The following is a 12,908-nucleotide window of genomic DNA, read 5'->3' on the forward strand; positions in this document are numbered from 1 at the left end:
AACGGACAACCATCTCCCTTCAAGGGAAACACCGCCCCCAATCCAATTTGAAAAATTGGGGGCGGTGTCAGATAACATCGAGACTAATTCAGTTTAATCGGCTATTCTTGTTCGCTTCAGGATTTTACATCAGCCGCAAAAGTCATTTTGGAGGATCATACTCGCTGGGACGGACAATAATGCGAGATTGATGTGTGATCTGGGCTGGCAACAACGAGGCTGAGATCCGGCCCTTGGTGATTTCAAAAAGCGCTCGGGAATTGCGGTTTTTACGTTTTGGTGGCGCTACGATGTCAATCAGTTTGCCGGGTGCCTCTCTTTTGGTGAGTGCGACGGCTTCGTTTAGATCCGTATCAGCCGAGATGACCAAGGCGCGGTCAAATCGATCTTTTAGTGCATCAGCCATCAGGTGAACGCCAATATTGACGTCTGTTTCTTTCTCCTCGTGGGAAGTGTATTCATCGCCACAAGCCTTACACTTGTTTTTCTTGGCTTTGAATCGGCCTTCGATGAAGTCAACTTTTTTTGCTGTTAGAGCATCAACGTAGATTTGATGGCGCCTGTAGCTGCTTTGACGCCATTTCGCATACGCAGAGAAGTATTTAACGGCGAACACCTGCTCGTCATTGCGGACAATCTTTTCTGACAAGGCCCATAGATCAAGCCATTTCAAGTGGTTGATCCGCAGTGCATCCAGAGCGTGATAGAGATTGAAACCATCAACATACACTGCAACGCGTTTTACCGTCATAAAATCCCTTCCTGGAAAAGAAAAAGCCGCCCTTTCGAGCGGCTTATCCGATGGCGCGAACCCCACCGGTTGGATAAGCCTTAATTAGCATTTCTACGCGCCATGTCAACGCGTAGTTGAAACTTAATGCAACGCGCCTCGAAAACGCAACCTAAACAGGAACTTGGGCTGACAGTGATCTCTGCTCGTGACCGCCGGCGTATCTTTGGTAGCTCCCCATGTAGCGCAACTCTGCAAATTCAATCAGCGCGATCAGTTCGCGAGCGTACAAGATGCTATCCCACAGGTTTTCACCGTCCAGTGCTTTACCTCGATGTGTAATCGAATTGCGCTGTTTGTTCAGCCGTCGGATCATGTCGTCATCAAAGTCATTGGGTGAGAGACCGTACTTTTCTATCAAGGCTTTGAGTTTTCGAGAAATTGGCGCTCGGTTAATACCCTTGATGCTGCCTTCGAAGACACTTTTCTCTTCATCGCTGAGTTCGAATTCGCCCAATGTTTGAATGAGTGCTTCTCGGAGCGGTTTGAACTTTTCCTTTGGGATCAAGGTCGAGGGGGCGTCCGGAACAAGGCTGTCCAGAAGCGTTTCAACCGCAGTCATGAGCGTAAGATAGCGAATTTCATCGATTGTGGTATCACTGTTTAGCCAACCAACCGCCTGCCAGACGTCATCAGGGAATGGATCGTCACTTTCAAACCGCGCGACCAGGGCAGCAATGAATTCTGATTGATCCAAAAGATGTATGGCAGGCAGATGGGCAATACGACCGGATCCACTGTAAAATGTCGCAACGACTTTGTCCGGCCGATACTCTTGGATCAAAGGCACGTGTATCCGACCTCCATGCCCAAACTGAAGTCCACTCAATACGAATTTGGCCAGTGACCTAGCATCCTGGTACCAACTCTCTGAAGGCAGATCTTCACCACATTGAATGATGATCGCTCCACTCACATCATCGGCGGGTATTGCCTTGTAGCCACCCTTAACGATGACTCTTCCCAGCTTTGCTTGAACAGGGTTTGGGCGGAAACTCTTGAAGCCACGAAGCGACAGTATCAGGCTTACGTGGTCGGTTTCTGAACCCGCTTCCCGAGGAAGTGTTATAGACGCTTCGTCTGCAGCAAGCTGGATTTGGAAACCATCTGTGTTTGCCCTGAAACCTTGCACTCTCATGTTCTCGGAAAAGAACTTAATGCCATCACTGCTCGTGCCTACGAGCTTAACAGGTTCAGATTGACCACCAGGTTTACCCATCGAATTGGTCAGGGCCAGATAGACATTGCCCGGTACGATCAACGGATCGATGTTGAGCCGACAATCATCACCGGCATACGCTACGAATGTGATAGGCTCGTCCAAGTCCTCGGTGGAAATCCTGCCTTCAAACTCTGTTTTCTGGAACACAGTTCCTTTCTCCGATTCCATCTTACTTCCCTGTTTTGCGTCGACGTGTTGCCGTCGGCAGCCTTAGCATCAATCCACCTCGTAGCTGCGGTTCCGATCGACACCACGGGAGATGTCTTTCGACAATTCGTCATGGCGATTGGACCAGGGCCGGGACAGCGATGTGTCAGACCGGAAGATATCAATCAGGCCAGCTCGGAAGCCCTGAGGCTGCTGGGGCAGGGCGGGCATCGAGCGGGACAATGGGCTTTGCGGGTCGGACAGCTGCTCGATCTCCCTGTGGGTGAAGGCGTTGTAGAGACGCTCGACGGCCGCTTTCTGTTTGTCTTCACCAAGTGCGTTCCAATTGGTCAGATCGTTGATCAGTTCTTTTCGCTCCCTGCGGATCTCTTCCGCCTCCGGCAGAGCCCGGGCAGCGGCGGCGCGCACGATGACCTTGGCCACATGCTTGCCCTGATCCGGATAGCTGGCTGGCAGGAATGCTGTAGCGCGGGCAATCGCCTTGTCAGCCTCATCGGGTTTGAAATCGGTCGGCTTCATCCTCTCGATCCGCGCCTGCAGCTCCGCATCGAACTTCGGAGCCAGCTTCGGCAGGACATCTTCGAACGGGTTTTGATTATTGTGGACGGCCCGGGTGACATAGTAGCCGTTGCTGGCTTCACGCACGCCGTTGTCCTTCAGCACCTTGCCAACGACATCGATCTTGATCCCGTTGATGTGGCGCTGGCGGGCAATCTCACGCGCAGCCTTTGCGATTTGTCCCGGATCTTTTGGTGCATAACGCGTACCGTCTGACAGCACCCGGCGGATATCGCCACGCAGATCATCCAGATCATGAACCGGGTTGTCGCCACGGATATGTCGGGTGACGGCCGAGGCCAGCGAACGGGACAGATGACCCAGGCGCGGCCGGGTATGGATGTTCCGGCGCTGTCCGGTGCGCGCCAGCTCCTCGTCATCATGAATGCGCAAGGCTGTGGCATAGGTCTGACCAAGCCCGCTGGCGAGATGATCGGGCATATCGGGGTGCTTGATTTTCAGGGCCTGCGCGACCGCATCCTTTACAGTCTCACCGTCGAAGAGGATTTGCGCCTCTTTCGCTTCATGGCGGATCTTGCCCAGCAGGTCTTGGTCGATGATCGCCTCGCGATATGGATCATCGCTATAGACCGCCTGCGGTGAGGAAATGACCCCGGGCTTGCCCTTCAGGTAATCCGCCTGCTCCTGTGCAATGCGTTTGTGCGCCATCACTTCGATCTCGCCGGGTTTGGTCATGTTCTGAACGCGTTCAAAGCGAGCATCGAACTCTTCAGGTTTGATGCCGGCCATCAGCGCGTCGTTCACAACACGGCTCATGCGCGCAACACTGGCTTGGTCAATATGCGGTGCCAGAGGTTTCGCGGGAGTGGGGCTGTTTTGGTTCTGCGCCAGTTCTTCAGGTGCAAACGGCTTGCCGGTCTCGACGATCAGATCACCGGAACGGGACCGGGAGAGGCGGGTATCAGTATCAGCGGCCATGCGGGGACTATGCTCCTCATATGCTTTCACGAAGGATTCAAAGAAACCAGGTGCGCGGGGCTTGGAGGGCACCAGCGCATTGAACAAACGCCGTGCAACAACGGCTTCACTATATGGATTGAGATTGCCCAGACCTCTGAGGCACGGGACACGGATCGGTGCGCGGCGTCGCGGTGCCGGCCGACGTTCTTCAGCAAGGGCAGGGGCCTGCGGCAAACGCTCGACGGTGCGCGGTTCGATCGACGCGATCCCCGGGCCTGAGCGGGCGGCGGCGGCGCGATCCGCGTAGAGATCGAGGCCGCGCCGGAAGTGATCCACCAAAGCGGTCTCGCCCCGAATCTCGGCAAGCGCCGCACCGCGCGCCAGAACAACAGCTGCAGGCAATGCACGGCCGTTTGAACCTGGTCCCGCTCGATCGAACGCAAGCTTCTCTGCCTGCGCGGCCACGTCACGGGACAAGCCGCTTCGTGTGAAGAAACCACCGTCCCGCGCAACCGCCTGTTTCACAGTCGCGGAGATATCCCAGCGGTCCTGCAGGGCAAGCGCAATCAGGGCCCGTTTCTTGCCGCGCCTGTGGCCACCCTTAATGCCCAAGCCTGCAGCCAGTTTGGTGACCCGCGGCGTAACAAGGCCATTGCCGCCCGATACAAGGCCGTTCGCAAACCTGTATCGCCGGCGCGCGTGATCTGCCCGACGATATCTTTTTCTCCGGATTGGTTTCGTCGCGGCGTCAGACCCACCCATGGACCCACTTCCTTTGAGCGCGCGAGCCTGGAGGGATCGTCGATCGCAGATTTCACCGTCAAAGCCACGATGGGCCCAACACCCGGCATTGTCATCATCAGGCGGCAGACATCGTCATGCTTTGCCAACCCCGTGATCTGTTTATCCAATCCTGCCAATTCATCCCTGAGGAAGTCCCGGGCGCGAAGAAGTGGAAGCGCTGCAGCCGACAGCATCGCATTCTCATCAACCAATTCCCGCACACGGGCCTCGTAGCGAATCCGGGTAACTTGTCCGAGTTTCAAACCGAAGTTCCTGAGAACACCAAGCATCGAAAGCTCAATATTGATGATGGCCTGTTGAACAGACTTACGGGCTGTCAACAAGGCGCAGATCTCCTGAGACGATACAGATTTACGGTGCACAGGTCTGTACCAGCCCATCTACAACAGTCTGGCTATGCCTTCCGCATCACGACGATCGGTCTTGATCGGCATTGCCTTCAAAGCTGCCTTCACCTGACGTGTTTCCATAAGGACCACACTAAATCCAGCCTCCTCGATTCCTTTGCTTAGCCATTGTGAAAGCGGGCCGGCTTCAAGTCCGATTGCGGCAATCCGATATGAAAGCGAGTTGATTGCACTCACCAGAACCTCTGGATCACTCTCCGCTTGTAACGCTTGAACTATTTTGCCTTGAGGTCCCAGTACACAAATTGCCGTGCTTTTCAGTGATACGTCCAATCCGATGTAAATTCCATGTTGTTGCACTTCCATTCCTAGGAACTGGGGCGCATGCCACAATGCGACCTCGTAGACGCGCGATCAGCGCATCAAGGGCAACGGCACTCCACATCAACCCAGCAAACAAGCAAAAAGCCTATCCGAATCGCCCTAAGTCCCTTACGGTATCTTTCTTTCTCATCAGGTTTAGTGCTTAGCTGAACATCATTGATTTCAGGCCGCCAATAGAATGGGGTCTCGCGTTTGTTACCCATCTGCCCATCTGGTCGCGCTTGAACTGAACATAGAGATTGGCCGCCGACCAAACCTGTCAGGTATTGGCGGCCTCTGCGGTGATTACGCATTCCTGCATAATTGTCAGCGATCATGCCAATCAGGCTCGCGCTTGCAAGACGCCGCGTGAACGTCCTGTGGACGATGTTGCAAAGGCGTGAAGCCCTCGATCCTAAACGAAAAGCTGCTTGACTTTGCCATTACGCAGCAACAACCCGTGTTGCTGCAACAGCGAAAACAGGATGCTAGAGTCCTGCATTTGAAATTCCAGTTGCGAACCGGACTTGAAACCACCTGAGTAAAAGACCTCGCGCGGTCGATCAGGTTCAGCGGGGTCGTATCCGATGGACAGATGAACCGTGTGTCCTTCCGCCGTTGTGAACAGCCGGTTTCCGCCAGACGGCGGGTCGGCAGGGTGTGGCGCGGTACAGGGATATTCTGGAATTTGGACATCGTGATTTACCCTTGTTCGTTGAGTTTCAGCCTACCAAAACAACCTCTGAAAAAGTATAATAACATTGTAAAACAGAGCTTTAGATGGGTTTTTCTTATGAAAATTCATGAGGTTTTGACCCAACATTCGTCACAATAACCACTCCAAAATCGGGGATTGTATGAGCTTGCACATGCAGCTGGGCGCCTGCGACCTAGTTAATCAGGATGCAACAAGGTCAATCATACTGATCTTATCTAACATATCCCCGATAACACCCAACTTGCCGACCTCGAGGGATTATGGCTCGGGCGGTCTATCCAGAAGCGCCTCAACACGATCAGCGAATGGTTGGCGGCGGTTGTGCAAGGCAAGCTCTGTCTTAGCATCACGCTCAACGGCGATGACGATTTAAGTCTGCTTGCATCGCGGATCGACACCACGAAGGAGAGGCTTGAGGAAGCTATGACGCAGATGCGAGTGCAATCTTCGAACATCGCGTATGATTTGCGTACTCCATTTGCCCGTTTGCGCGCTAAGGTTGAAGCGAGCCACACTGCATTTGTGAAGCATGGATATAGGGTTCAAGCTGAAGATCTGACTGCATCGCTTGAGCAAGTTGACGGCACAACTGGAACATTCGACGCGCTACTGCGCTTGTAACAGATCGAAAGTGGTGCTGGACGTGAGGGTTTTGGTCCCGTCGACTAGGCGGCCTTGGCAGATAATGTGGTCGAAACCTTTTGTGCCGTTGTCGAAGATGCAGGGCAATCAATCGTGCTCCACATGAAAGTCCCCATACGGATTCGCGGAAACTGGGACATGCTCAAGCAAGCTATTGCAAACCCGCTCCAGAATATCTTGCGGCAAGGCGCAGACAACGAAACGATTGTCACACGCGTGCACGGGCACCGATTGTGCGTCAGTTATTAAGGAGCGGGCATACCATTTGCAGAGCGGGAAAAGCTTCTGCAACCGATCTACCAGTGTCAGTCCACCCGATAAAACGATGGCTATGGACTTGGCCTTCCCTTGGTGCGCGTAGTAGCGGATCTGCACAATGCCGTCCTGTCGCTGTCGGACGGGCTGAACGGCAAGGGTCTCACTGTTACAACGCTTTGTTCCGAAAATGACAGATTTGTAATCCCTGTGTCAGGCTTGTGTGAGTTGCAAATACTATAGTTCTGATCGTTGAAAACAAACAGGAGAGACGATGATCCGTCTGCAGCACCGTATGCGTGTAGCTCTCACATCGCTCATCTTGCCTATAGCATTCGGCCTTGTTGCATCTGAAGGGCTGGAGGCTTCGGGCGCTATAAGCCTTGCGGTTCTAGCAGGAACGGTCGCGCCTCCGTCGAAAACGACCCCGACGCAGTTATCTAGCCACTTTTGAAGTCTGAGCGGATTGGAAGGGAACAGCCGTTATGGAATCCATTTACCACGTTGCCAACACCGCAGGTTTCTTTGCGTTTATTTCCAGTTTGTCGCAAGCGCAAACAAATGAAGCGTCACCAACGGGCTTGCCGACCGCCGAAGAGGAGATCTCAATCGCGCTTCGGTCCCAACCCGGCGCCATTGGAGAAGCGGATTTCGATGTGTGCGAAGGCAAGACGGTTTGCGACTTCGAAGTAATAAATGAGGCGAAAGATGGGATCGAATTCAAAATCTACGCTGAGACCAAGAAAATCTTGAACACATGGACTGATCATGACCCCAGCAACTACCCGGTCGATTGAGCATCGCGCTTACCAATTGGCTGTCGGGCAGGACGAGGCCCGATCGACAATCAAGGCGCGGGTTTCCAAAAATAGAAATAGCGAGAGGCAGGCGTCGTCTTGTGTTGGCAAAAAAGACATCAGCAACGAAAACGAACGCTTGGTTCAGACATCTTGGACAGCTGCAGGTCAACAGATCGCGACGAAGGGCGCGGCGCATGTTTCAGTGCTAGCGAATCGGACCCGCACAGGGGCGGCTGAAATTCCTTTGTCTGTGGTCATTCCAATGAAAAATGAAGTGGCCGCTGTCAAGGATATTTTGGATGGCTGTCGTGCTGCGGCGCGCGCATTTGACAGCTTCGAGCTTTGCATCACGAACGACGGTTCCACCGACGATACCGGGGAAGCGCTGGCTGCATGGGCGGCAGAACATAAGGACACGCGCGTCGTCATCATCACGCATGCTCAGTCCGCAGGCCAATCTGCCGCGATACATAGTGCGGTGCTATCAGCGGCCGGACGCTTCATCGTTACACTTGATGGTGACGGCCAGAACCCGCCGGATCAAATTGGCAAAACAGTCGCACCGCTCCTTGCAGCGCCGAAGGGTTCCCTTCTTGCACTGGTTGCCGGGCAACGGGTAAAACGGGACGACCCCTTTGCAAAGCGTGCTGCGTCTAGGTTTGCAAACATTCTCCGCGCCGCACTTTTGAGAGACGGCACACGCGATACCGGCTGTGGTCTCAAAGCGTTTCGCAGAGATGCCTATCTGGCGCTGCCCTACTTTGATCACATGCACAGATATTTGCCAGCGCTCTTTCAACGGGATGGGTGGGAGGTTGCGCATGTGGACGTCACACATCGGCCGCGCGCGAGCGGCATATCCAAGTACAACAATTTCCACCGGGCACTTGTCGGGGTGACCGACCTGTTGGGCGTTGCGTGGCTGATCCGCCGACGCAAACGAATTTCTCTCGCGGGCACAACAAAAAATGTCAGTGAGGCAGCACATTGAAAGAAACAGTATTTACATTGCTTGCCATCGACCACTGGGCAGAGTTCTGGTGGGTAGTCTTGGGTCTGACTGCACAAATGTCGTTCTCCGCCCGTTTCATCGTGCAGTGGGTCGCCTCGGAACGGGCGGGCCATTCTTATGTTCCCTTGGCGTTTTGGTACCTGTCGCTACTTGGCGGGTCCTTGCTGCTGACCTATGCGATTTATCGACAGGACTTCGTGTTCATTCTCGGGCAATCGCTTGGGCTACTGGTCTACTTGCGCAACCTCATTTTAATCCATCGCGCGGGCACTGTGAAGCCTCCGTTAGACAGTACGGCGACATAGCAGCATGGTGGGCACTCGTACACATAGGCGACTTGGCTTCATCGGCCTTTCCACGCGCGCTGTGGCTGGCCATTTAGGTGCAATCTGCTTGCTATTGCTGTTCTCTGTCGGGATTGACCGCTTACCGGTCACCGATCGCGACGAGGCGAGATATGCACAGGCTTCCAAGCAAATGGCGGTAAGCGGTGATCTTATCGACATACGGTTTCAGGATGAGACGCGCTACAAGAAACCGGTGGGCATTTATTGGGCCCAAACCGCGGCGAGCCATGCTCTGGATGCGGTCGGATCTAACGAGATTTGGGTCTACCGCATTCCTTCCGTCATTGCGGCGACACTTGCCTGTCTTGCACTCTACTGGGCAGGCCTGCCGCTCTTTGGAGGCGCGGCTGCTGCCTTGGCGGGGCTTATGCTGGCCACCACCTTCCTGCTTCAGGCAGAGGCGCGGATAGCCAAAACCGATGCGGCTCTTCTGCTGACTGTTATTCTGGCGATGGGCGCTCTTGCGCGGACATGGCTCGGTCAGGCACGCGGGATCTGGACTGCGGGCATCTTCTGGACCGCGCTCGCTGCAGGCGTACTGATAAAAGGGCCTCTGATCTTTGGCCCCGTATTGGGTGCGGTGCTCTGGCTCGCAGTAGTTCACAGAAAAACGAACTGGCTCAGAGATTTGCGACCGCTCCTTGGTCTGGTTTGGATGCTTGCGCTAGCGCTGCCCTGGTACTTCGCCATTGTTTGGAAAAGTGAAGGTGCTTTTCTTGTCGACTCCATCGGACGCGATTTTGTGGCCAAGATCGGTTCTGCCCAAGAAAGCCACGGAGTCCCGCCCGGCGCATACCTTTTGACCATCTGGTTCACTGCCTGGCCTTGGTGCGTATTGATACCGGCGGCGGTAATTGCTGCCTTCAAAGCACGCCATATGCCACAGGTGGCTTTTCTGATCGGCTGGATTCTTCCCACATGGGTCCTGCTTGAATGTGTGCCTACAAAACTTTTGCACTACCCGTTGCCGATGTTCCCGGCGATCATGCTGCTAAGCGCAGCCGCATTACTGGAGGGACTGCCAAGGGTTGCACTACATATCGGTGTCGTCTTTTGGGGCACTGCAGGGACTGCGCTTTCCGCCATCGCCGTGGTTGGGCCGTTCTACCTTGGCAATGGCATCAACTATGCTGCATCGCTTCTGGTTCTGGCGGCCCTGGCCTCGGGATTGTTCGGCATCCTGTGGCTCTATCGTGAAAACCTCTTGCGCGGCGTGGTCAGCTTGACCGCAAGCGGTGCGCTTATGGCCGTCGGTACCTTCGCTATCGCCCTTCCTACCCTGAACGAGCTCTTTATCTCGGAAAAGCTGGCCGCGGCAACCGCGTGCCACACCGGCGAGCTGCATCTCGCCGGTTATCACGAGCCCAGTGCGGTTTTCCGAATGGGAACCAGCACTCATCTGGTTAACCGAAATGAAGCTCTGGCCGCTCTTGCGTCCAACGCGACTGCCATTGCCTGGATCAAAGTAGATGCGCCTCTAACCACGCAAGCCATCACTGGCCTCAACTACTCTACAGGCGACCCAATCACGCTCCAACTCTACATCGCGCCCGGCACCCCTGCCGAGGAGCCGCTCTGCGGAGATAAAACGTCATGACAAAACTTCATACATATGGGCTCTGGTTTCTGGTCCTTCTGGCGCTCGCCTTTATAGTCGACGAAACTGCAATTGCAAGCATCCGGGCGAGCGAATTACCCCTGAAAGACATCGGAAAAACAGTGTCATGGCTGGGTGATGGCAGGTGGAGCGGGTGTGTGCTGCTGATATGGTCATTCGTTATGGCGCTGATCGCGCAAAACGGTTCAGACCCGGTGATGCGACGTCATGCCAAACTGCTTCTGACGGCTGCGGTCATGCTGTTTGTCGCCGGTTTGTTGAGCGGTTTCGTGGTGCAGTTGATTAAACACGGACTTGGGCGCGCGCGTCCCAGCCTTTTCGATCAGTTAGGCGCTTATAGCTTTGAACCTTTCGCCTTCAGCACAAAGCAAAACAGCTTTCCCTCAGGCCATTCCTCGACCATCGGCGCAATCGCGATGGCCGGAGCGTTGTTGTTTCCCAGATACCGTCTGGGATTCGCAGGTCTTGCGCTGATCGTCGGGCTCGCACGCATACTAGATGGCGCGCATTATGTGTCAGATGTTTTGGTAGGGCTTGCCTTAGGGGCAGGGATCAGTTTCCTACTTTTCCGCGGTCTTGTGGAAAAACGCGTGCTGCCGCCCCCGGAAAGTCTTGAATGGGTGGCGGCTGCACGGTGCTTCATGCAGTTTGGCAAGCCGTTCCTACGAGCACCCAGAGACCCGGTCGACAACGATGTTCTGCGCCTCAAACTCCTGATCGGGGTTCTCTTCATTTCCACAGGGGCTTTGGTGCTGTTCATCAGTCGCCCCGACATCGACATTGTCATATCCGGGGTGTTTTTTGATGATATCCATGGCTTCTGGCTGAAAAACCACCCTGTGCTGGGCACGTTAAGATATACCTATAGGTGGCTTATCATATTCGCGGCATGCTCTGCCTGTCTGCTTGGGTACGTCAGCGTGCGCTGTCGCGACAAAATTCGAGTGAATCCGGCAGTGTGGGGATTTGTGCTCACTGCCATGGTTGCAGGGCCAGGTCTTATGGCCAACTATCTTTTTAAGGCGCATTGGGGACGGGCGAGACCCGCCGATGTGGACGAGTTCGGAGGCTGGGCTGCGTATACTTATCCGTTTCAGTTCGCGAATGAATGCGAACAGAATTGTTCGTTTGTAACAGCTGAAGGCAGCGGTATCGCGACGCTTCTGTTTGTCGGAACTGCTTTAGCGTGGCCGATCATCCGCAAGGCGCCTGCGACTTGGCTTCTTCCCCTTGGAAGTTTCACAGTTATTGGCATCACTTTGCATGTCGTGACGGGTCGGCACTTCTTAAGCGACAGCGTTTTTGCTGCGCTACTTATGGCGCTTCTTTCAATAGTTCTGCATCACACTTTCGAGATCGAAAAACACCGCGAAGGAATAAACAAACAGACCTTGAACAACGATTTTGCAGTTTTACGTTCGTACCTTTTCGCGTCGTTTTTCACACCACGCTCTGCTTTACAGGATATTTGGCGTGCGTTTCGCGCCGTTCTTCTTTCAGGCGTCATCGCAGGACGTGTCTGTAGCGCGATGGGCTCGTGGTGCGTTAGCGTCTTTGAAAACTCGCCGCTGTGGTTCGGCATAAGACGATTGATGACGCGCATCAGCGACAACCATTAAAGAGTCTGTGGCCTCTCATGGTGATGCGAAACCAATAAGTTTGAAACAAAGGAGTAACATCTTTTGTTGCCATGAATAGTTAGCCATGGCAGTGCTGCATTATTCAAAGGCTGTGTTGCCCACAACAATACGTGTGGGTTGACTATCCTACCAGTTGGACAAACTACTGAAACTGGGAGAGACGGGGTGTGAATTGACCTTTGCGGATCATGTTGACTAATTCGCTTCCAACTAGGGCAGACGCAGTTGAATCGAAAGCCTCAAAACTCGACATGGGCCTGATCTGGCGCTTGATGAAACGATGGTCTTGTGCAATAATGTTGTCGAGATACGTCTGTCTCACCATCTTTATCGGTATCGGGTAACCAAAGCCTTTCAGCATCTTGTTAACGACTTTGATACCTGCCGCGTTGGCGCCACTTTTGTCTATCACTATTTTTCTTGGCGGTCCATTTACCTCTAGCGCGCGTGCGAAGAGCTTCGTTGCAGCAGTTTTGTTCCGGCGTCTGAATAGTATAGAATCGAGGGTCGTGCTGGGTTGATTCAGCCCCCGTTGCAGCGGACACCTAAGCGTTTTCGGTTTTGGCTCTGATGAACTCGCGAGGCGATTTCCATTTCAGGCCGCTATGTGGATGGTTTTCGTTATAGTCTTCGATCCAGTCTCCTATCAATGGCAGCACGGTTTCGGCGTCAGGCAACGGGGTCACGCGGACGTAATCGCGTT

10 protein-coding genes and 1 pseudogene are annotated in these 12,908 nt (G+C 54.1%); 6 read left to right on the forward strand and 5 right to left on the reverse strand.

The features are described 5' to 3' along the window. Positions 1-142 precede the first annotated feature (142 nt). The 3 genes and pseudogenes from ACR0CW_RS22595 to ACR0CW_RS22605 all read right to left on the reverse strand — a co-directional run. Positions 143-751, reverse strand: a complete 609-nt coding sequence (locus tag ACR0CW_RS22595; RefSeq protein WP_480789517.1) for an NYN domain-containing protein — start codon at positions 749-751, stop codon at positions 143-145. A gap of 151 nt (positions 752-902) precedes the next feature. Then, the gene (locus ACR0CW_RS22600) at positions 903-2,180 is read right to left on the reverse strand and encodes a HEPN domain-containing protein (protein ID WP_480789518.1); all 1,278 of its coding nucleotides are present in this window, start codon (positions 2,178-2,180) and stop codon (positions 903-905) included. A 1,968-nt stretch (positions 2,181-4,148) separates the two neighbouring features. After that, positions 4,149-5,176, reverse strand: a pseudogene (locus ACR0CW_RS22605) (IS110 family RNA-guided transposase); the annotation flags it as partial. A 1,036-nt stretch (positions 5,177-6,212) separates the two neighbouring features. Here ACR0CW_RS22605 and ACR0CW_RS22610 point away from each other — a divergent pair. The 6 genes from ACR0CW_RS22610 to ACR0CW_RS22635 all read left to right on the forward strand — a co-directional run bounded on the left by ACR0CW_RS22610 (position 6,213) and on the right by ACR0CW_RS22635 (position 12,184). Next, positions 6,213-6,512 (forward strand): hypothetical protein, encoded by a 300-nt coding sequence (locus tag ACR0CW_RS22610; protein WP_480789519.1) that lies wholly within the window; start codon positions 6,213-6,215, stop codon positions 6,510-6,512. Between the two features lie 761 nt (positions 6,513-7,273). Continuing rightward, positions 7,274-7,585 carry a PepSY domain-containing protein gene (locus ACR0CW_RS22615; protein ID WP_480789520.1) on the forward strand — a complete coding sequence of 104 codons (312 nt, stop codon included), beginning with the start codon at positions 7,274-7,276 and terminating at the stop codon, positions 7,583-7,585. A 253-nt stretch (positions 7,586-7,838) separates the two neighbouring features. After that, positions 7,839-8,579, forward strand: coding sequence for a glycosyltransferase family 2 protein (locus ACR0CW_RS22620; RefSeq protein WP_480789524.1), 741 nt, complete (start codon positions 7,839-7,841; stop codon positions 8,577-8,579). Next, complete coding sequence (locus ACR0CW_RS22625) at positions 8,576-8,905, forward strand: lipid-A-disaccharide synthase N-terminal domain-containing protein (RefSeq protein WP_480789521.1); 330 nt, start codon at positions 8,576-8,578, stop codon at positions 8,903-8,905. Before ACR0CW_RS22620 ends, ACR0CW_RS22625 begins: the two co-directional genes overlap by 4 nt. Before the next feature lie 61 nt (positions 8,906-8,966). Next, a complete protein-coding gene (locus tag ACR0CW_RS22630; protein WP_480789522.1) occupies positions 8,967-10,544 on the forward strand; it encodes an ArnT family glycosyltransferase in 1,578 nt (525 codons plus the stop codon). After that, entirely contained in the window at positions 10,541-12,184 is a 1,644-nt protein-coding gene (locus ACR0CW_RS22635) for a phosphatase PAP2 family protein (protein WP_480789523.1), read from the forward strand. Before ACR0CW_RS22630 ends, ACR0CW_RS22635 begins: the two co-directional genes overlap by 4 nt. Before the next feature lie 163 nt (positions 12,185-12,347). Here the strand turns inward: ACR0CW_RS22635 and ACR0CW_RS22640 are convergent, their stop codons facing one another. Both ACR0CW_RS22640 and ACR0CW_RS22645 read right to left on the reverse strand, forming a co-directional pair. Beyond that, complete coding sequence (locus tag ACR0CW_RS22640; RefSeq protein ID WP_480789525.1) at positions 12,348-12,743, reverse strand: DDE-type integrase/transposase/recombinase; 396 nt, start codon at positions 12,741-12,743, stop codon at positions 12,348-12,350. 7 nt (positions 12,744-12,750) lie between these two features. Continuing rightward, on the reverse strand, positions 12,751-12,908 hold a 158-nt coding region (locus tag ACR0CW_RS22645), incomplete at its 5' end, for an integrase core domain-containing protein (RefSeq protein WP_480789526.1).

This window comes from Ruegeria sp. CH6, from assembly GCF_056537005.1.

Excerpts from the sequence above, each read along its gene's own strand:
- ACR0CW_RS22595 (WP_480789517.1), bottom strand. The coding sequence starts at position 751 with ATGACGGTAAAACGCGTTGCAGTGTATGTTGATGGTTTCAATCTCTAT.
- ACR0CW_RS22600 (WP_480789518.1), bottom strand. The coding sequence starts at position 2,180 with ATGGAATCGGAGAAAGGAACTGTGTTCCAGAAAACAGAGTTTGAAGGC.
- ACR0CW_RS22615 (WP_480789520.1), top strand. The coding sequence starts at position 7,274 with ATGGAATCCATTTACCACGTTGCCAACACCGCAGGTTTCTTTGCGTTT.
- ACR0CW_RS22635 (WP_480789523.1), top strand. The coding sequence starts at position 10,541 with ATGACAAAACTTCATACATATGGGCTCTGGTTTCTGGTCCTTCTGGCG.